General features: G+C 43.1%; 16 protein-coding genes and 1 tRNA gene. 8 read left to right on the plus strand and 9 right to left on the minus strand.

Going from position 1 to position 22,288, the window contains the following annotated elements:
• Positions 1-5: 5 nt before the first annotated feature.
• The 6 genes from F1644_RS03025 to F1644_RS03050 form a co-directional block, all read right to left on the minus strand.
• Positions 6-716 carry a DUF4843 domain-containing protein gene (locus F1644_RS03025; RefSeq protein ID WP_118302106.1) on the minus strand — a complete coding sequence of 237 codons (711 nt, stop codon included), beginning with the start codon at positions 714-716 and terminating at the stop codon, positions 6-8.
• A gap of 9 nt (positions 717-725) precedes the next feature.
• Positions 726-2,132 (minus strand): RagB/SusD family nutrient uptake outer membrane protein, encoded by a 1,407-nt coding sequence (locus tag F1644_RS03030; RefSeq protein ID WP_087420531.1) that lies wholly within the window; start codon positions 2,130-2,132, stop codon positions 726-728.
• A 28-nt stretch (positions 2,133-2,160) separates the two neighbouring features.
• Positions 2,161-5,493 carry a SusC/RagA family TonB-linked outer membrane protein gene (locus F1644_RS03035; protein WP_229782433.1) on the minus strand — a complete coding sequence of 1,111 codons (3,333 nt, stop codon included), beginning with the start codon at positions 5,491-5,493 and terminating at the stop codon, positions 2,161-2,163.
• Between the two features lie 122 nt (positions 5,494-5,615).
• Entirely contained in the window at positions 5,616-6,800 is a 1,185-nt protein-coding gene (locus F1644_RS03040) for a FecR domain-containing protein (protein ID WP_158572088.1), read from the minus strand.
• 49 nt (positions 6,801-6,849) lie between these two features.
• A complete protein-coding gene (locus F1644_RS03045) occupies positions 6,850-7,419 on the minus strand; it encodes an RNA polymerase sigma factor (RefSeq protein WP_229128236.1) in 570 nt (189 codons plus the stop codon).
• 119 nt (positions 7,420-7,538) lie between these two features.
• Complete coding sequence (locus F1644_RS03050) at positions 7,539-8,819, minus strand: cysteate synthase (RefSeq protein WP_118302818.1); 1,281 nt, start codon at positions 8,817-8,819, stop codon at positions 7,539-7,541.
• Between the two features lie 217 nt (positions 8,820-9,036).
• Between F1644_RS03050 and F1644_RS03055 the strand changes: the two genes are divergently transcribed.
• On the plus strand, positions 9,037-10,200 hold the full coding sequence (locus tag F1644_RS03055) for an IS4 family transposase (protein ID WP_008666211.1): 1,164 nt from the start codon (positions 9,037-9,039) through the stop codon (positions 10,198-10,200).
• A gap of 131 nt (positions 10,201-10,331) precedes the next feature.
• Here the strand turns inward: F1644_RS03055 and F1644_RS03060 are convergent, their stop codons facing one another.
• From F1644_RS03060 to F1644_RS03070, 3 genes are all read right to left on the minus strand, one after another.
• Positions 10,332-11,429 carry an SIR2 family protein gene (locus tag F1644_RS03060; protein WP_118302103.1) on the minus strand — a complete coding sequence of 366 codons (1,098 nt, stop codon included), beginning with the start codon at positions 11,427-11,429 and terminating at the stop codon, positions 10,332-10,334.
• Positions 11,430-12,045: 616 nt separating this feature from the next.
• The gene (locus F1644_RS03065; protein WP_118302101.1) at positions 12,046-12,426 is read right to left on the minus strand and encodes an ASCH domain-containing protein; all 381 of its coding nucleotides are present in this window, start codon (positions 12,424-12,426) and stop codon (positions 12,046-12,048) included.
• Between the two features lie 129 nt (positions 12,427-12,555).
• Positions 12,556-12,628, minus strand: a tRNA-Arg gene (locus F1644_RS03070).
• Between the two features lie 186 nt (positions 12,629-12,814).
• Here F1644_RS03070 and F1644_RS03075 point away from each other — a divergent pair.
• The 7 genes from F1644_RS03075 to F1644_RS03105 all read left to right on the plus strand — a co-directional run bounded on the left by F1644_RS03075 (position 12,815) and on the right by F1644_RS03105 (position 22,272).
• Complete coding sequence (locus tag F1644_RS03075; RefSeq protein ID WP_118302100.1) at positions 12,815-13,603, plus strand: M48 family metallopeptidase; 789 nt, start codon at positions 12,815-12,817, stop codon at positions 13,601-13,603.
• Between the two features lie 322 nt (positions 13,604-13,925).
• Positions 13,926-16,697: a TonB-dependent receptor gene (locus tag F1644_RS03080; protein WP_118302099.1), complete on the plus strand. Its 2,772-nt coding sequence runs from the start codon at positions 13,926-13,928 to the stop codon at positions 16,695-16,697.
• A gap of 18 nt (positions 16,698-16,715) precedes the next feature.
• Complete coding sequence (locus F1644_RS03085) at positions 16,716-17,915, plus strand: DUF4876 domain-containing protein (RefSeq protein ID WP_158572087.1); 1,200 nt, start codon at positions 16,716-16,718, stop codon at positions 17,913-17,915.
• A gap of 24 nt (positions 17,916-17,939) precedes the next feature.
• A complete protein-coding gene (locus F1644_RS03090) occupies positions 17,940-19,139 on the plus strand; it encodes a DUF4876 domain-containing protein (RefSeq protein WP_209279564.1) in 1,200 nt (399 codons plus the stop codon).
• A 19-nt stretch (positions 19,140-19,158) separates the two neighbouring features.
• On the plus strand, positions 19,159-20,679 hold the full coding sequence (locus F1644_RS03095; protein WP_118302097.1) for a DUF6850 family outer membrane beta-barrel protein: 1,521 nt from the start codon (positions 19,159-19,161) through the stop codon (positions 20,677-20,679).
• A gap of 19 nt (positions 20,680-20,698) precedes the next feature.
• On the plus strand, positions 20,699-21,583 hold the full coding sequence (locus F1644_RS03100) for an ABC transporter ATP-binding protein (RefSeq protein WP_118302096.1): 885 nt from the start codon (positions 20,699-20,701) through the stop codon (positions 21,581-21,583).
• Between the two features lie 20 nt (positions 21,584-21,603).
• Entirely contained in the window at positions 21,604-22,272 is a 669-nt protein-coding gene (locus F1644_RS03105; protein WP_118302095.1) for a hypothetical protein, read from the plus strand.
• Positions 22,273-22,288: the final 16 nt, after the last annotated feature.

The following is a 22,288-nucleotide window of genomic DNA, read 5'->3' on the forward strand; positions in this document are numbered from 1 at the left end:
AAAAATCACCAAGGCTCTATAACGACATCATTCTCATCCTTTACCGGATAATTCTCTTTAAAATAATCACTCATATAAGCCCCATACACTTGCCACATCGTACGTTCATTGGAATATTCGCTCGCTTCTACAGGGAAATCCCGTTTTAATTCAAGTATACACAACTCATGTTTTCTCCGGGAATAATCACCAAAATCATACTTGATCGTCTGTTCCCAATAACTCGGTTTACTCAACATGTTGGAAACAATCAGTCTACAACTTAAACGCTCGGTAATTCCCAATTCCAGTTCTTCTGAAGATTTCAAGGCTAGCGCGATGACAACTTGTCTGTTTTCCAATGACTTATCCGTATTATAAATAATCACCGGAACATTCACGTATACTGAATCGCAAGGCAACTCATACTCTGCCTTCAACGCCTCATAATGTAAACCAACCTCTGCCGTTGTCTTTTCCTCATCCACCACGACAATCACCGGACGACCTTCAGGTGCAGCATTTCCTTCCAAATTTACCCGAACCCATAGTGTATCCTCGTCAACTCCTTTACCTGCAAAAGAATAAACTATACTGTCCAGCGTCTTTGTCCAATAATAACTTTCCGTCTGCAATTGGAAGTAAACGGCATCTTTCCCGGTAAAAGGATAATCTGCATTATCCTTACAACTTCCAAAGGCAATTAACAACAAGAAAATATAATATAACTTTTTCATAATTCCGCTTTATTTAATATCACCAAACTCCATTTCATCATCCGGCATCGGGAACACGTAATTACCGGTCATCACAACACCCATATCGGGCAAAGTATTATAATCAAGCCGCTTATAATAATAAAACAATTGTCCTTCTGCCATAAACTCTTTCCGATACTCAGCCTCGATTTCCGCGGCTAGATCACAATTCTCCTCCAACGGATAATTCACGTATCCTCGATGATCACGCAAGGTTTGTAAATAACCTTTGTCACCCGAAGCCTCTGCGGCAATCAAGTACATCTCCGACAATTTCAATAAAGGAATCCTATTCACGCCCCGGTATTTTCCAATATATGTTTTAGCTTCCCCGGTTTTCAAAAAAAACGTGTTCTGGTTCCGCCAATCTATATCCACGCCGGGAGTTCCAAACACACTGGCCCGGCGAGTATCAGAAATATGACATTGTACGGTACTCTCTTCTCCAAAATACACATCCGAACGCCCCTCTTCCATATCATACACGTACAAAGAAGATATGTATTCATTTTCACTACACAAATTTCCCCATGTATTACCATCCCCCAACTGAGATTCCTCCAACAAAGTAAACTTTTCCCCATCAATAACTTCCTTTGCACATTCCAAAGCTTTCGTTTTGTCGCCTTTGTATAAATATACACGTGCTAGCAAGGCCGTCATTCCGTAATAATTTAAATGGGATTTCCGATACAGCCAAAAACCATCTCCCTGAATATAATCCTCTGTCTCGTAACCTTTCTCTGTATACGAATCAAATGATGGCCCGATCGGATCTACCTCCTTGATCAATTTTCGTGCAGCCTCCACATCATCAATCACCTTATCGATCACCTCTGCTACAGTCAATTGGGCTATTGGTTTATTGGTCACCTCTTCTACATAAGGAATTGCAGCCACATTAGCCCCCCTCAAATACGACGGAGCAAACCCTCGTAACACATCGAAATGCAAGAATCCCCGTAATGCCATAGCCTCCGCCTTCACGGCCTCATACACACCGCTACTGAAAACACCTTTCTTTTCATCAACATTAGCAAGAATATGATTACAATTCGCTATCGCGTTATAATTTCCCCGCCAGATAGCATCAATACATTCTTCAACCTTAGTTGACTCATAATCATACTTGAGAGCATCCTCATAATTAATTGACACATCCGTATACACCTGCCCTACCATATCTAAAAAACCCATCGTCTCATTCCCACCATACATTTCCGTTCTCGCCATAACCGTATATATACCGGTCAATGCATCCCGAAAGCCCGCTTCTGATTCAAACAGAGCTTCCTGTTTTATTTGTGATTTTGGGTCCACATCCAACCAATCACTGCAACCACCCAACAAAAGGACTCCTGCCAACCCAATGTATTTTACAATTCTATATTTCATAATTCTGACCTATTTATTTCATAAATAATTAAAACCGGGCTTGTAAACCAATACTAAAATTACGGGCAAACGGATAATCAATACCTCTTTCCTGTTTCACTGTCGAAACCCGGAATACATCGTTCATATAGAATAAGGCTTTCAACCGTTTTAATCCGATTTTCTTCATCCAAGGCATTTTAAATTCATACGACAAATTCAAGGTGGACAACTCCAGCCAATTATTATCCTCGATAAAACGGGATGTCGGTTTAGTCACACTTGTCGCATTTGCGGTAGCACCACCGATAAGTTTCGTAAACATCACCTGGTCACCCGGTTTCTGCCAACGTTCCTCAAATACACGTCGATCAACATTCTCCCGCAAATCCGCGTCCTGCACTTTATCCACTAACGTTTGATTGTAAATTTGTCCTCCATAGCTGTAACGGAAAATGACATTTAATTGAAATCCTTTCCACGCCAAATTTGTCCCAAATGTACCTTCCAAATCTGAATCCGTACACCCTCCAATTACATAATTATCCGTACTCCAAGTTGTCACAATATCTCCATTCACAGCTTGAAACAACTCGTTTCCTGTTGCCGGGTCCACTCCCAATGACTGATTTACCCAAATAGAATTCATGGATTTCCCCTCAACATAACGAACTTTAGGGCGATTTGACTCTTTACTTTTAGATCCGGACATTGTATCTTCATCTTGATCGTCATTATACGCACGTAAAGCATTCGAAATTTTCAGTAGTTTATTCTTGTTATGCAAGGCTGTTGCGTTTACACTCCAATATAATTGTTTGGAAAGATTCTTCACCAACGCCACACGCAGATTCAACTCATACCCGTAATTTTTCACTTCACCCAAGTTATCCATATACGAACTAAAGCCCAAAGAAGGCGGTAAAGTTACTGAAGTCAATACGTCTTTGGATAATTTTATGTAATAGTTACCCGTGAAATTAATCCGTTCATCCCACAAATCAATATCCACTCCATAATTTTGTTGCAACGTGCGCTGCCACCCTAATTTTTCGTTTCCCAAAGCCATCACCTCGGCTCCCACCGTATGGTGATAACGCTCCCCCGTCAAATACTTGTAAGTCGTCATCGCCTGATAAGGATTGTAATTCTGGCTACCTGTCAAACCGTATGAACCGCGAATCTTCAACCGATTGATAAAAGTCACGTTTTTCAGAAATTCCTCGTTATGCAAATTCCATCCTAAACCCACAGACCAGAACGGCGCCCATCGCTTGTCAGAACCAAAACGAGAAGATGCATCTTCACGGAAAGAAAGATCCAACAAGTAACGTTCATCATAACTGTAATTCAAATTACCCAAAAAACCTACTAAACGAGAAGTATATTCGTCTCCAGCCGGAGATCCGTCTTTCTCGTATTGTGTTGCAAAACTGATATAGTCCAAATTTTCATTCGGAAATCCTTCCGTCTTTACCGTAAATTCCCTTGTCACACTCTCCTGAAGATTCCAACCTAAATTAGCATTAATCACATGCTTTTCCAATTGATAAAAATAGGTCATTACCAAACTGGCATCATAACTGTAATTCTCCCCGCGACTTCCAACATAAGATCCCCGACGATCAAAATCATCGTCCTCATAATCCGCAAAATCCGTATGCTTGGCTGGCTTAAAATTATCCTTATATGTATTTTGATGTGTAAACGAAAAACTTCCTTTTAACCGCAATCCATCCATAATACTCCAATCCACCCCGAAATTATTCGTCACGTCATTGTATTTCTCCTCATCTGTCGTATTCAATGTCGTATTATACAACGGATTATAGTAATCCTTTCCTAATCCACCACCACCGATCGGAACATACTCATCAACTTTATAAATATAATTACCATCATCATCCTTATACCGCACGTAAGGATTACGTTTCGTGTAAACACTAAACGAGCCATAAGGCGAGTTTGTCGCTTTTACATTCGAATAAGTCAAATTATTCCTAAAAGTCAGATTCTTGTAAATGTACTGTAACTCCATTCCCAAAGCCAAACGACGACGACCGGATTCTTTCATTACTCCCGGCGTATTACTATACCCCAGTTCGATTCCATATCGAATATTGTCATTACCTCCATCTAAACGTAAAGAATGTTTATTAGCTACAGCCACAGCATCCAACGGTTTATCCAGCCAGTAGGTATCATATCCTCTTTTTATATTCGCCAACTTCTCGCTATACCATTCATTTAACGTAAGTTGTTGAGTCACGGAACTAGACGTATACATCCCCGCTAACTTTTCAATTTCTAACTTCTCGACCGCATTACACACGTTATAATCACTCAGATCGGCAATATAAAACGAGGCGTCCACGTTATAGCTCACCTGCATCTTACCGTTTGCCGGGGCATTAGTCGTGATCACCACGACTCCATTGGAGGCTCGCGATCCATAAATTGCCGTGGCAGCCGCATCCTTCAGTAAAGTAATAGAAGCCACCCGGTAAGGGTCCATGTCATACACCTTCTCTGCCGTAGTTTCGAACCCGTCAACGATAAATACCGGCGTGTTCGGATTTCCCTCATATTCACTCTCGATCCCGGAAATACTCCCAGCTCCCCGGATCTGGAATTCAGGAACCACGTTCGGGTTCGAACCAGCCAAATTATTATCTATTTTCATGAAAGAAGGATCAACATTTTGCAAAGCCGTCAGGATATTTTGATTTCCCCCCATCTGCAACTCCTCTGCCGTGATGGTCCGGGCAGCCCCGGTAAAACTATTTTTCGCCTGTGTATAGTACCCGGTAACCACGACATCCTCTAACTCACTTATCTCCTCCTCCATCACCACGTCAATCTGTGTACGTTTTCCAATCACCTCTTCTTTTTGTTTCATCCCGATCATTGAAAACACCAGGGCATTATTTCCTACCGGAACCGCCAAGGTATACTTCCCGTCCACGTCCGTCACGGTGCCTAACTTCGTGCCTTTGATAATCACGGTCACGCCCGGTAAAGGTTCCTTCTTTTCATCCGTTACCTTACCTGTAATCCGATTCTCTTTCTTCTCTTGATCGGTAGTCTTTTTTTGAATAATAATCACGTTCTCCTTAAACAAAAATGACAACCCGGTATTTTCCAAACATTTCTCCAGAACATCCCGCACCATAGTTTGACGTACATCCACATTGATATGCTGGATAGATTGCACGTCTTCGGATTTATAAATAAACATATATTCTGTCAACTGTTCTATATTTCTGAACACTTGACTTAACGTCGCATCAGACATTTTCAAGTCGATACGAGCCTCCTGAGCGCTAATGGTAGCGTGACAGGTACAAAAACCCAAAAGCATAAATAACGTAAGTAATTTCATTTTTCTCAACGTTTGTTGAAATTTCCGTTTTTTTCTCATAACTTTGTTTAGCTTATTATTAAATTAATACAGTGTTAGCTGAGGGGCTAACAGGTAAGGGGATGTGAGGGCATCTCCTTATTTTATTGACTCACGTAAATTGTTTTTTCAGCATAAGTGAAATGAATCCCTTTCGTTGTTTGGAGATATTCCAGAATTGTATGTACTTCCGCATACCGGTTAGAATGAAGATAAAAGCGGACATCTTTCAGTGAGGGCTGAGTGTATACCACCTTAAAATCATACCAACGGGATAATTGTCGGAAAATATCTTCCAAACGTTCGTTATTTGCGATAATTTTACCTTCTTTCCAAGCGAGGGCAGCTTGTACGTCGGTTTGTTTCGTTTCTAACTTTCCGGTAACACGGTCGAATATCGATTGACGTGAGGGCGTCAACGTGACATCCTTACCTACTTCCGGGAATTCCTGTCTGATTTTCCCGGACACGAGAGTGGTAATAACCGTGCTTTCGTCATCATAAGCCTTTATATTAAAACTCGTCCCAAGTACGCGCAAATCCATGGACCTCGTGTTCACGATAAAAGGGGCATTCCCATCATGTTCCACTTCGAAATAAGCCTCCCCTTCCAAATAAACCCGTCGTTCACCATTCGAAAAAGTTTCAGGATATTTCAACGAACTCCCCGCATTCAACCACACCCGACTCCCATCTGCCAAGACGAGGCTAAACTCACATCCCCGGGGAATAACGAGAGTATTGTATTCCACCTGCCCTACCATCGAATCCGATTTTGCCACGTATTCCAATCTCCCCGAATCAGCCAATTGAATATCAACCCTCCGGGAGGAACGAATAATCTCCATGTTTCGAGAGGAAATCGGGATCTCTTCTCCATCAGCCAATTTTAGGATCGGTACATTGGTCAAGGGAACAGAAACGGTAGCCAAAGTGGCAGGTTCCACCGACCGGTATTTCCAATTCCAAACCATTACCCCGGACACCAGTATCACGGCAATCACGGCAGCATACCTTACAATTCCTATCTTCAAGCGATAACGACGCACCCGGTCTACCACCTGTTTTCGAGCGACCTCGTCATCTATATATTCCCACCGCTTTGCCCAACGGATCAAATCATACTGTTTCACCCTCTCCTTAAAAATTTGTTGAGCCTCCACGTCACCGACAAGCCACTCGTTGAACTCCCGTTCTTCCTTCTCGCCTAATTCTCCCGAAAGATACTCCCGGATTCGTGTCTCTTTTTCATTCTTATCCATCATCTCGTATTTGTATTCATATTTCATAAGACAAACACAAGAATTGAAAAATGGGTGAATAACTTTCGAGAATTTTTTAAAAATTATTTTTCTCCAAGATGAAAAATAGCAAAAGGGCATCGGAAAATTGTTGGCGTAATTGTTTCAAACCACCACTCAATAAAGTCTTCACGGTATTCACGGACACGCCCAATTCCTCAGCCGTCTCCTTGTATTTTTTCCCTTCAACGACAACAGACATTACCACCATTCGAGTTTTCCGCGGTAATTCCTCGATCGCTTTCCGAATAGCCTCGATCAATTCCAGAGAAACAGTCATCGCCTCTTCCTCCACGGCATCATACCGCAGTAATTCCGCTTGTGCAAATTCCCTCTGATCCCGAATCTTGTTTAAACAAGCGTTTTTCACGCAACGAAACAAATAAGTACTCAAGGCTTCCGGAGACAACTGTCGATAAACATTATTCTTGATAAAATGGTAAAACACCTCCTGTACAATATCTTCCGGGAAAGTGCAATCATTAAGCATTGACCCGGAGAATAACACCAACGGCTTATAATAACGTTGGAAGAGTAATTTTCCCCCCTCGTTCATATCCTTTTGAAAAGCTGTTAATATCTCCAAATCCGGCACACCCATTTTCATCCAAATTTCCATTTATCAAGACAAACATAATGAAAAATCGAATCTTTTCACGCTGATTCAATAAAAAAATCATAACGAAAAACCCCGTGACCAAAGTCACGGGGTTTTTATAGCGTTTGTTATTTTCCGATCAACTCTCTCACCTTCGCCTTCACCATCTCCGGGTCCGGGTTTACCGGGAATACCAGATCAGGTTTCTGCATCACCGGGTTAAACTCTTTCTTGTAACGAGCCACACCGCCACCCGTGATATTCAACATGATCACGGCATCCTCCTCCACTCGCTGTTCTTTAACAGCTTGCATCAACGAGGCCAAGGCAACCCCTGCCGCCGGTTCTATATCAATTCCTTCCAATTTTTCGAATAACTTCTGTGCTTCCATCGCCTCCTCGTTCGTCACCAACAACATATCGCCACCCGTTGCCACTAGCGCATCATACAATCCGCCTTTCAAAGAATACGGCGGCTTACGATTGGACAACACCTTGGCACACATCTCTTTCACCTGTTCTCGGGCAACATTTTCATCCAAAGGCAACAAGGCACGAGAACCCGCCTTCCACGCGTCGTACATCAACGAGAAAGGAGCATTTTGTGAAACCATCAATTTCATCAAATACGAACCGAAACGCCCGTCAGCAACAAAACGTTTGTTTGCCTCCCAAGCGGCAATAGCCCCGGTTCCGCTACCCACGGCCTGGAAATAGTAATCCGGGATACGCCCGATCTTCTCCACGGCTGACAACACCGTTGTTCCCATCCCGTCACGACGAGCCACGTTCTTAGCCCCTCCCTCCGGGTAGAAAAACTCCATCTCGCATATAATATTAGAAAGATGAATCGCATCAAAATAATCACACCCGGAAGCCGAGCAAACCAGTTTCACGCAATCATTCCACGGCCCATCCGCCCAAATTGCCTCCAAATTATCTTCCGGAATACATAACAACAACGGGATATGATTCTCCGAACACACACGTCCGAAAGCCCGCGCCGTGTTACCGGCAGAAGCCACCACCATGATCTTGTCATTGAAAGCATTCGTCCGCGCACACACGGTAAACGCCTCACATTCCTTGAACGACCCGGTTTTCATCATGGCATTCCGTTCCGGCCAATAGCCATTAAACGTGATGTACAAATTAGACAGCCCTAAATATTCAGACAGCCCCTCGCTCTTGTAAGTCACGGGAGCACCGGAACCTTCCAGCGTCCGGCAAATAGGCATCCAGTTAGCGTACCTGTAAATACCGGGCAGATCATTTCTCACTTCGAATTGACGTTTTGCATAATTCGCATAGATCAAAGCCGCACCATCCTTATGGGGACATTCCAACTCCCACTCTTTATCCTCAAAAGTAGTCCCGCAACATGCTGACTCTAAATGATAACTTGTCATAAATTCTTTCCTTGAATTGTACATTTCTTTATATGTACAAAAATAAAGTATTCAGACCTACCATAATAGAGTATAAATACCACTTTTAAGATAAAAGTTCATTAGTGTCCACTAAAAAATCATAGTCGTTCTTTGAAATTGTTGAAATTCAGTTTGTTGTAATGGTATTTGGTGCGCAACGATTTGAAATTACTTTTGCAGTCTGAATCAGACTGTTATGAATAAAGACAAATATGTTTTTTCTCAATTAGTCACATTTCTTGATGAGTTCAAGTTCTTGCGTATCGTCAAGAAGTATGAAGGCAACAAATACATTAAAAGCTATACCTGTTGGAATCAGTTGCTTACGATGATGTTCGGTCAACTTTCCAACCGTGAGAGTTTAAGAGACCTCATCGTGTCACTGGAGGCTCACACCGGAAAACTCTATCATCTGGGAATCGGCAAGTCCGTAACACGAAGCAATCTTAGCAAGGCTAACGAGCAACGTGACTATCGCATCTTCCAGGAATATGCAACCTTCATGATAGCCGAAGCGCGCAAGCGTAGAATCGAAAGAATCTTTGAGCTTGACGGTCATGTCTATGCTTTTGATTCCACCACGATTGACCTTTGTCTGTCAGTGTTCGAGTGGGCTAAATTCCGCAAGCATAAAGGCGGAATCAAGATGCATACGCTCTACGATGTGGAAGCGGAAGTTCCTGCATTTGTGCATATTACTCCTGCTAATATTCACGATACAAAAGCGATGTCTGTGATTCCTTATGAACGTGGTGCGCATTATATATTTGACCGTGGTTACAACGATTTTGGCAACTTGTATACGATAGACCGCATAGGTGCTTTCTTCGTTGTACGAGCCAAAACCAATGTACGCATCAAGCCCAAAACGTGGAAGCGAAGATTGCCTGAAGGTGTCATTTCTGATGTCATCGGATGTTTTACGGTTTATAAAAGTTCCAAGGATTACCCCGATGAACTTAGAAAGCTCATTGTTGAAGACCCCGAAAGTGGCACACGATACATTTTCCTGACGAACAATCTTGACGCTTCGGCTGAGCTGATTTCTCGGTTATACCGAAATAGATGGAGTGTGGAGCTGTTTTTCAAATGGATTAAACAACACCTTAAGATAAAGAGGTTTTGGGGAACTTCGGAGAATGCTGTACGCATACAAATATATTGTGCCATAATTACTTACTGCCTTGTGGCGATAGTACAACACGATATGAAGTTAGAGCGAAGCATCTACGAAACCTTGCAAATACTCGGCATCTCGCTAACCGATAAAACTCATCTTAGAGATTTGTTCGACAAATCGAATTTCAAAAATATCAAAGAGCTAAATGATTCAAGTGAATCGAATTTATTTAATTTTTAACCGACTAGTGACCAAAAAATTTTTAGTGGACACTAGTGATAAAAGTTAAAAAATAAAAGATAAAAGTTACAAGTATCTCCCAATCTCCCGCTCTTCTCAACTTTTATCTTTTAACTTTTAGTTTTTATCTTTTAGTTTTTAGTTTTCTCCTTCACGTATTCCGGCACAGTCAGTCTCATGATGTCCCGCTCAGAGATCCGGCTCCCGAAGAAATTACGATAACGCTCCGCCTCGGCCTCCACGTTCGGAGTATTCGGATAGAGAACAACTTGTATCTCCGCGTCGGGACGAATCATGCGAGCCAACAACTGCCTAATCTCGAAATCGGCAGCAGGTAAAGAATAACCGATAAACACGATTCTTGTCGCCTCCGACAGCTCGATCGCCGCATTCTGCCACACCAGCTTGATCTGGATATTACTCAAGTTCTTTAAATAAGTCGGTAGCAACAAATTACTCTGCAACTTGATCGAGTTAATCTCCGACATCCCGTAATTTTTCCGGCAATGCCGACAATAGGCAGCCTTCATGATCTCGATCTCCTCGCCGAATCGCACGTACATACGCTGACACATGGGACATTGAAACCAGTTCATCGACCCGTGTAACTTCAACAACTTAATATTATATCCCCCATACCCCACGGCAAGCAATCCCGGTTTAATTGTGTCATCATTCGCCTCCCACGAACTCACGTAGCAACAATAATCCACCACGCTCAACTTTTCCGGATGCCCGTTTTCGATGGCCCGTTTCAAGGCATGGTCGAACATCACATCCCAGTTCGTCGTGATCACCGATACCCGGTCCACGCCATCCTCCATGCGCCGCCGTGCAACTTGATTAATATACTCGGCAAACTCATCGATATAATCACAACAAGCCTTATTCTTCTGAAAACTGTAATTTACCGCCGCCCCCATCAGTGCGTTAAACTCCTCCCGCAGTTCCACCAACCCCCGCGCACTATACCGCCCGATAGAAAGTCCGTCCCAGACGCAACGGTCAATCGGCGTGAAAATATCTTCCAACTGCACGTTACAATAATGATCCTCGTAAATATGCAATTCCTCCTTCAAGAACCCGATAAAATTATCTTTGGCCTTGATCAGACGCTCATTTCCCCGCGTAAAATCTTCATCCAGAATAGTCTTGATAATCTCGTTCTGGACCAATCCCCCGGCCTCCTTAGAAAAACCCGACCCCAAAAAATAAACCGTCTTCTCCATTTATCGCATTTTGTTTTTACATCTTCACAAAAATAACATTTATCAGTTTCAAAAATATGACATCCCGGTTTAATTTCTTTTCTTTTTATAAACACGGAAAACATGGGATTTTACAGGGATTCTCTACCCTTAGCCATGAGAATTACCCGGCTATGGCATGACTGTTAGGCGACAATTAGGCGCTCTCGCCGCCTTGTCGCCGCCTTATCGCCCGATGCTCACCGCCATTTTAACAAACGATAAATGAAAATTACATCGACTATACTTTCATGCTACTAGGCAGCAAGGAAACTACGGGCAAACAAGAATATATTTTCACCCATGTATAACCCGGTAATATCCCCTAATTCAGGTATGCATTACCCATTCGAGACCAAACTCACGAATTTCGTGATCAAAGCTTTAGAACATATTGTTGATCACACAAATCAAACACAAATAATTGATTTACACTTTGTTATAACCAATAAATATTTTATTCTCCCCGAATTTGCAATACACGGAGAAATCTTATAATTTTGAATTTGAGTATTCCTCAAAACAGTGCTAGGCGCTCCTGCCGGGATATACACGAAATGTGTTTTAATGGTGGATGGTGGATTTGTATAGTTATCTATCAACAAGTTATTACCGTGAACCACTCACAAAGCAATTTTGTTTCTCCCGTAAGACTTTTTCCTATTTTCTCTAACATTAAAGAATAATATTCCGTATGTATTTTTTGCCAATTTTCTAGATTGCCATCACCTTCCGCTATGGCAAATTCTTCCGTGATATTTTGAAATTCAATAATTTCAATCTTAGTTATCTGTATGATGCATATTTCTCTATTTTGTGAATCTAGTATAGAAACATATTCGTTTTCTTTTATTGTATCTTTTAGGTTCATACAGTAATAATCATACAAGGAAGATGTTGCTATCTTTTCTTTTGTCAGGACTTTTTTTGCCAATTCATCGCTATCAGTTCCAAATTGTATTTTATGTTTTATTTCCATTCTTATTTTATTTACCTTGATTGGAAGCAAAGTTATAGAAATCTTCTGTTTTGCAAGTGTTTTTATTGTCGCTTACTAAAAAGAAAAAACCTTGCAAATCAGTCGATTTACAAGGTTTTCATTTTTTCGTGAACTCGGCGGGAGTCGAACCCACAACCTCTTGGGCCGTAACCAAGTGCTCTATCCATTAAGCTACGAGTCCTTTTCATTTGAGCGATGCAAAGGTAATATAATTTTCTTCACTTGCTCACTTCTCGCGAGAATATTTTTAAATAATTCTTTCCTGTTGAAGATATAAGAGAAATGCTTACTTTTGCGCCATGTATTATAGAATCGGACGATAAATAAGGAAATATTTAATAATCAAACATTAAAATTCATTACAACGATGAGAAAACTATTCATGTGCGTATTATTACTTGCCGGAACCTTAACTTTACAAGCGCAAATAAAAATCGGCAAAATGAAAATCGACACGAAAAAAGCTATTCAAGCCGGAAAGGACGCAGCCGGGGCGATCACTCTTTCCGACGAGGACATTGCTAACATGAGCCAGGAATACATACAATGGATGGACACACATAATAAAGTGGCGGCACCGGATAGTGAATTAGGAAAACGCTTGGCCAAGATCACGGCAAACTTCCCCAAAATTGAAGGACTGAAACTGAATTTTGCTATATATGAAGTTGTTGATGTTAACGCTTTTGCTTGCGGGGACGGGAGCATTCGTATCTTTGCCGGACTGATGGAATTAATGACTGACGACGAGGTGCTGGCTGTTATCGGTCATGAGATCGGACACGTGGTACACCAAGACACTAAACACGCCATGAAAAACGCCTATCTTCGCTCGGCCGCCAAGAACGTGGCAGGTGCGGTAAGTGAAACAGCGTCGAAATTGACCGATTCCCAACTGGGAGCGTTGGCAGAGGCTTTCATGGGGGCACAATTCTCACAAAAGCAAGAATTCGCCGCTGATGATTACGCTTTTGATTTCTGCCTTCAACAAAAGGTTGACCCCTACGCCATGTCAAAAGCATTGACAAAACTGGTAGAACTCTCCAATGCCGGGGGTGAAAAAGCCTCTCGCATACAACAGATGTTTTCTACCCACCCGGATAGCGAGGCTCGTGCAGCAAGATTAAAAGAAAGAGCCGATAAATTACAGAAATAAAATACCAGAAAGTCATTGGGTTTATAACCTTATAAACAAAAGAATGAGGGTGACTAAAAGTCCTGTTTGTATTTACAACTACCCCCTCCAGCTCCCCCTTACACAGGGGGAGAGCTGATTACCAAGCGGTTTCTCCCCCTGAGTAAGGGGGAGTTAGTGGGGGTAGTTGTTTAAAATGGACTTTGGGGTCAGCCCCATTCTTTTTTTATCCCCATAAACGGGGATACCTTTCCTCCAAATAACACCCCCAATATCCTTACTTTTGGTGATGGATTCATATTATCCTACCCTATAACTTTGCGTCGACAAAAAGAAGTAAGTGATGAAATGCAGATTTGGGATTATTGAGATTCTTTGTTTATTGGGTTATCTATCTATCGCGCTACCGATTCAAGCGCAAAGTCAAACACAATTTCACCTGCAAGGGAATATAAAAGACGCCAAGACGAACGAATTACTGGAATTCGCAACCGTATTATTAAAAAATGATTCCGTGCAACTTCACGCGATCAGTGATACGAAAGGAAGTTTCAGTATAAAAAACGTTCCAACCGGGACCTACTCTCTTAGCATCTCTTTTATCGGATATACCCCGATACATCAATCCCTGTCCATCCACCGGGATACGACAATTGCAATCGCCTTGCAACCGGACAATATCACGCTAAAAGACATTATTGTCACCGCATCCGAATCCAGAGGCCTTACAACCTCTTCCAAGATTAACCGCAAGGCCATGGAACTCCTGCAACCGTCAAGTTTCACGGATATACTGGCATTACTGCCGGGCGGAAGAACGAAAGATCCCGCCCTCGGTGGCGTAAACCAAGCCCGTTTGCGGGAAGTTGGTGTTTCCAGCGACGATTACGATATTTCATCCTTAGGTACCTCTTTTCTTGTCAACGGGGTTCCGATCAACACGGATGCCAATATGCAACACGTGCTGGGAGCCAGTCAAAGCGATCACGATTACTACCGGAACAGCACGGGCAAAGGGGTTGATATGCGTATGCTGTCAACTGATTTCATCGAAAGCGTGGAAGTGATCCGGGGAATTCCTTCCGTTGAATACGGTGAACTGACCAGCGGAGTAATCAAAATCCAACGAAAAGCGGGAGTCCATCCGTGGGAAGCCCGCGTAAAATCAGACCCAGAAAGTAAACTCGTGTACCTAGGTAAAGGATTCGCGACAAACAAAGGATGGATATTCAACTTCGGGTTCGATTACTTGGATGCAGAGATCGATCCCCGCAACAATCTGGAAAACTACAAACGTCTCTCCGCAACCACCCACGTGGCACGGGTGTGGAAAACAAACGCCCGGTCATTATCATGGGATTTGGACTTGGACTACGGGCAATCCATTGATGATGAGAAAAGCGATCCGGACATCAGCTACAAAAAGATAGACAAATACAAATCCAGCTATCACCGGATGTCCGTGTCAAACAGGCTGAACTGGGTATTCACCCAATCCCGGCACTGGCAATACGTCAACTTAACCGCCGCCGTGGACTACTCGCTCAACAAAATCAAACAGACTAAATTTATCTCGCTGGATAAAGATACCCCCATTCCCGACAACACGGAAGAAGGCGAACACGACGGGATTTTTCTCCCGTATCGCTATACGGCACATTTAAAAGTGGATGGCAAACCCATCAATGCTTACGTGAAGACGATGAGCGAATTTCACTTCGATCTTTTCAACACCACGAATAAATTGAAAGCGGGAGTTGAATGGCGAATGAGTAAAAACCTAGGGGAAGGTCAGGTGTACGACCTGACACGGCCTCTTTATCCCTCGACCTCCTATCGCCCCAGACCGTATGACGAGATTCCGGCAGATCACCTGTTATCGTTTTTCATCGAGGACCGGATTGATATTCCTATCGACCGGCATCGGCTGATCGTGGCCGGGGGTATACGTGCCTTCTCCCCGCTCAACTTGGATGCGGATTACCGGATGCAGGGTAAAATATACTTTGATCCCCGGGTAAACGCGCAATGGAAATTCCCGACCCTGTTTCTCTTCGACCGACAATTAAACATCCAACTTGTCGGCGGGATCGGCTGGCAAAGGAAAATGCCCGTGATGTCACAACTCTACCCGGAGAAGATCTATTACGACCTGACTCAATTGAACTATTATCACACGAACGCTGACTTCCGGCGTTTAAACATGATGACCTATATTATTGACCCGACGAATTACGATCTGGAACCCGCCCGTAACAAGAAATGGGAAGTACGTCTGGATTTCGATTATGACAAACACCTGTTCTCCGTGAATTATTTCTACGAGAAAATGACTGACGGTTTCAGAACAACCAATTACTACCGGTCTTTCCAGTATAAAAAATATGACGCCTCAACCATTGACCACACCTCATTACAGGGACCACCGGAATTAAGTGACCTGACTTACACGAACGACACGGTGATCAGCACGTACGGGATAAACACGAACGGTAGCATGATTATCAAAAAAGGAGTTGAGTTTCAATACTCGTCCAACCGTATCGAATCCATACACACCCGTCTCACGGTCACCGGGGCATGGTTCAAATCGACCTACCACAACAGCCAGCCGGTGTACAGGAAACCCAGCGTGATATTGAACGGGAAGGAATTAAAATACATCGGGTTATATCTGGACGACGACGGGTACATTCGGGAACAATTCAACACGAACTTCATGTTCGACACGTACCTGCAAAAGCTCGGACTGAATTTCGCCACTTCGGTACAATGCATGTGGTTTACCGCACAGGAGAGCATGAGAAAGAACGGGGTTCCGATCAAGTACGTGGACATCAAAGGCGAAGAACACGATTACACGGCTGCCGATCAAACCGACATGGAACGCCAGCATCTGGTAGTGAACTATAACGAGGCCGCTTTCAAACGGACAACGGTTCCCGTATCCATCAACATCAATTTCTCGGCGACCAAGTATTTCAATCAAAAGATAGGACTCTCCCTGTTCGTGAACAACATACTGGACTACAATCCCAGCTACGAGGCCAACGGGGCGAAAATCAGAAGGAAAGCAGTCCCCTATTTCGGCATGGAATTGAACATCAAATTATAACACCAATATATCATGAATATGAAAAACAATTTTATCATTTTCTGTTCGCTGATCGTGACGATCTTTAGCGTGCTGTCTTGTACGGACGATAACAAAACGGTTAACACAACCGAATTTACATTAAACACAACACTCCCGGAAGGATTTGAAGAACCTAGTATATCCAATATGGTAGTAAAGTTTACCAACGTGAATACCGGACGAGTGACAAATAACACGACGTTCGAGAATAATCAAATCCACGTAACCCTTCCGGAAGGAATGTATCATATCAGCATGGAAGGTTTTATTCAATACAAGCGAGAGGGAGAAAGCCATGAAGGACTAATCCGGGGATATGAAGAATCGGTCAACATATCGGGAACGACCGCCTCTTTAGCAACCGAATTATTCATTAGCCAGACATCTTCCGACTTCATTATCGCCGAGATTTTTTACACGGGAACGGTGACGGAAGAAGGACAACAATATGACGGAGATAAATATATTAAAATATATAACAACACGGACAAAGTGCTGTACGCAGACGGATTGTCCATTGTGGGATCAGCATTCCAAACCGTGGACAAGCAGGATTATACCCCGAACATCATGAAAGAGGCGATGGCCGTAAGCGCAATTCTTACCATCCCGGGTAATGGAACCGAATACCCGGTTAATCCCGGAGAATATATTATCATTGCAGATAACGGGATAAATCATCAAGCCCAAAACTCAAACTCCATCGATTTAAGTAAAGCGGATTTCGAAATCTTCTATGAAGATAGTGACGATATTGATAACCACGAAGTTCCTAATATGTTGACCCCGTACGGCAAATTTTTACTCCACAATCGTGGTTTCAATAGCTACGCAATAGCTCGACTGGGAGATATCGAAAAGTTTTTACAAGACTACACTTATGATTACGAATGGTTATTCGTCTTTGAAGAATACCAGATTCCCTGCGAAGAAAGTTGTTACAAAGTACCGAACGAAATGATTGTAGATGCTGTCAATTTAAGTGTCAAATCAGAATTCCAATGGATTGTAACCTCCCCCACGATAGATATGGGCTGGACCTACTGCGGGGTGATTGACGGAGATGAAAACCGATATGGAAAGAGCGTTCTCCGGAAAACTTTCATGACCACGGAAGAGGGAAGGGAAATTCTACAAGATACCAACAACTCAACCGAGGATTTTACCCCGGAAGCTACACCATCATTGAAGAAATAAACACTTTATAAAAACAAAAACAATATGGTCAACAAAATTTCTTACGTATTAGTATTTATGTTATTCATCTGTGCAGGATTTATTGCCTGCACGGATGATGACAAAGTAAAAATCACAGAGTTTACTTTAACACTCACGGAACCGGAAGACTTGAATGTCACAAGTATATCCGACCTGCACGTCACGTTCAAGAACGTGAACACCGGAAAACTGACAACAAACACAATGACCGGAACCACAGGGAAACTCACGCTCAACGAAGGCCTTTACAATATCACCGTAGAGGGGAAAATGAATTATATCGTTGACGAGAAAAACGTTGAAGGGCAGGTAAAAGGATATAAAGAATCTGTGAATCTTGTCGGAACAACAAGCGCTGATAATATTAAATTATTCCTTTTCAACTCGAAAGCGGATTTTGTTATTGAAGAGGTCTATTTCGCCGGAAGTACGACACTGGAAGGAAAACAATATTCCGGAGATCAATATTTTAAAATATATAACAATTCAGATTCTGTTTTATATGCTGACGGACTTGTGATCTTGGAATCAGAATTCACAACATCACGCCAGTACGACTACACACCAGACATCATGTCCCAAGCCATGACTGTTACACATATATATGCGGTACCCGGTAACGGGAAAGAATATCCCGTACAACCCGGAGAATCTATTCTGATTTGTGACAAAGCAATCGATCATACTATTGCAACACCGAATTCGTTTGACCTGAGAAATGCAAATTTTGAATGGTACAATGATAATGATCAGGATGTCGATAATCCGATGGTTCCTAATTTAGATATAATCTATTCTTCCACCCTAACTATATGGACCCTAAATAATCAAGGTCTAAAAGCATATGCCATCGCTCGTATGGGTGTAGACAAACAAACATATCTAAAAGATTATTTATACGAATGCTCCTATGTTAATTCCGGATATACCATGACAAAAAACTACTACAAGTTTCCCAATGAATGGATCATCGATGCGGTCAACATAAGTAACAAAGCACAATATGTTTGGAATGTCGTTGACCCATCTTTGGATATGGGATTCACCTACTGCGGGGAAGTCGCAAGCGACAAAAACCGATACAACAAAAGTGTCCGCCGGAAAGTACTTTCCACCACTCCTGACGGACGCAAGATACTGAAAGACACGAATAATTCCACGGAAGACTTTGAGGCCAAGGCCACTCCGTCTTTAAAACAATAATTATTAAACCGACAAAATCATGACTTTTCGTTTCATTCTGATTTTTAGTCTTCTTTTCCAGACCTTCGAGGCATGGGCACAGGATAGTATTCCGGCAAACACCCGCGCACGGATTTACTTCTCCCCGACGGAGAGTTTCGTGTCGCAAATCTATGATAACCCGGCTATAAATTACTATGCTCACACGTTCTCCATATCGGAACTACAAATCGGTTGGGAACAACAGAATGCAAACAAGGCATTTTTGCCCCAATTAGGCTCGGAAGTTCGTAATTTCTCCTTCCACGCATTTTCTTATATGCCATTAGGAGAAAACAGCAAGACATGGGGAAACGCCTATTTTAAAAAAGGGAAAAGGGAAAAAGTAGAATGGAACGAAACGTCCGATTATTTGATGGTATATCCTTACGTGGTCGCGGACTCGGTCGGTGGGGACATGGACTTTGAAGAATATTATTTTGCCGGGGGATACGCGCAGGAACATAAACGTTTCACTTGGGGGATATATGCCAATTACCGGGCCCTTATCGAGTACCGGAAGATCGATCCCCGCCCCAGAAACATCGTCTCGGACCTGAAAGCCTCCATCGGCATGTCGGCCAAGTTGAACAAGCTATACTCCATGGGAATCGCCTTCCATGCCGGAAAATACAAGCAAGCCAACGACGTGAAGTTTTATAGTGAACTGGGTTCCGCCATTACCTATAATCTCAGCGGTCTGGGCATGGACTACGTCCGGTTTCGCAGAGGGGCCACTTCCCTCTTCTACGACGGTCATCGCTACGGGGCAAGCATTGAAATTTTCCCCCGCGACAAACAAGGTTTCTCCGGCTCCTTCGGGTATGAAAGATTCTCTTTCGAGAAGATTATTTCAGACCTGAACGACCTGCCCTTGAACACGTTGAATCAGGACGAGATGAAAGCCGAAATCGCTTACACTTCTTTCCGGAACAAGCACCAGTGGGGAGTCCGGACACGGGCAACCTACCAAGATCGTCAAGGGATTGAATCTCTTATCGGAAGTGCCACTACCAACGTGTACGAAAAAACGGGCGAGGCCGAACAGTTATCCGTGAAAAAAGCAGATATTTCCGTTTCGGGAGTATACGGGCAAACCAAGGGAGACCGTTTTACATGGTACCTGTCACCAAGAGCCGGGTTCAACTCGTTCAAGATGGAATATCTTGACCCTGCCCGCCTCATGAAAGTAAACTATTTATCCGGCGGGATGAACTTCTTTGCCGCAACCGGCTACAAAAAGCACTCTTTCCAGTTCGTTCTGGACGGGGTGTATCGTAAGAATTCAACCGCCGATTTGCAGCTCACGGAAATCGACCAAGAGCAAATCGCCCTTGCTGCGGTTTACAAGGCTTACGACAATCTCTCCGCGGACAACTGGACCACGAATATAGAACTCCGCTGGAATTATTCCCTGCCTAAAAACAGGGGTATCTTTATCAAATTAAACTGGCAACATGACTCCTGCCAAAACGACTTGCACCGGGAAACCCTGCAAGCACATTGCGGCATTGTTTTTTAAACCATAATATCTTTTATACATGGAAAAAGTAATCGAGTGTAAAAATATAACGCACTATTACGGAGAAAAATTAATTTACGAGAACCTGAACTTCGAAGTAGAAAAAGGTAAAGTACTCGGGTTACTCGGAAAAAACGGAACGGGAAAAACCACCATCATCAACATATTGAACGGTTATTTAAAACCCCATTCCGGAGAGTGTTACCTTCTCGGCGAGAACATGAATCACCTCACTCCCGCCACGAAAGCCAAGATCGGCTTATTACTGGAAGGTCACGTGCAACACACCTATTTCACGATCGAGCAAATCGAAAAGTATTACCGGGCCTTTTTCCCGAACTGGAAACGAGACGCATTCTACGGTTTGATGGAAAAACTAAAAGTTGTTCCTCATCAAAAAATCAATCATATGTCATGCGGTCAGCGTTCTCAAGTCGCCCTTGGGTTACTATTTGCCCAAGACCCGGAATTGCTGATCCTAGACGATTTCTCCATGGGACTGGACCCCGGCTATCGCCGTCTGTTCGTGGAATACTTACGGGATTTTGCCGCCGGAGGGGATAAAACGATATTCCTGACCTCCCACATCATCCAAGACATGGAATTGCTGATTGACGATTGTATGATTCTGGATTACGGACGCCTGTTGATTCACAAACCGACCCGGGAAATCATGGAAAACTTCCACCGTTTCCGTTTCTCCTTGAACGAGGGGCAAGTTCCCACGGAACATGAAAAACTATGGAACACCGAAAAAAATAACGGTCAATGGATTACCTACTCTTTCGAACCACTCGAAACCGTCCGGCAATTATTGGAATCAAAAGGTGTACAAGTGGCAGATTTAAAGGAGGAAACTTTATCCCTTGAAGACGCTTTTATCGGGTTAACCGGAAAATATTAATCAAAAACAACACTAAAACGATGAACAAAGCACTACTATTCAAAGAATGGATTAAAACCCGTTGGATGTTTCTCCTGATGTTCGTGGTATTTATCCTCGCCATGGGCTACATTGCACTTCGCATTTCAAGTGCCGCCCGTAACGTGGGGATGCCACACTTGTGGGAAGTATTTATCCTGAAAAACGTGGTTTTGCTGGACCAGATAAAAGTCTTACCGCTACTTGCCGGGATCATCATGGGAATTACCCAGTTTATTCCGGAAATGACGAAGAAACGTTTCAAACTGACACTGCATCTCCCGCTTGGAGAGAACCGGATCGTATGCCTGATGCTAAGTTACGGGATAGTATGCCTATTACTCCTTTTCACGGTCAGCTATGGTGGTTTCCTGTGGGGACTATCCGCGGATTTCCCGAGAGAAGTGGTCGGGGCATGGTTCGCCACGATACTCCCGCAAGTATTATGCGGTTTCGCATCCTATCTACTTACGGCGTGGATTATTCTGGAACCCGTGTGGAGCCAGCGAATCTATAATGCCGTGATCGGGTTATTGATCCTGTCATTATTCATGGTACAAGGCGTACCGGGTAGCTACATTTACATGCTCCCCTTCCTGTTCGGGACACTTATACTTTTAGCCCTATACCCCAAAATCTCCATTCGTCACTTTAAAGAAGGAATGCAGTAATATCATTAAATTTCAA

Origin of the sequence: Butyricimonas paravirosa (assembly GCF_032878955.1) — a bacterium.
Classification (GTDB): domain Bacteria; phylum Bacteroidota; class Bacteroidia; order Bacteroidales; family Marinifilaceae; genus Butyricimonas; species Butyricimonas paravirosa.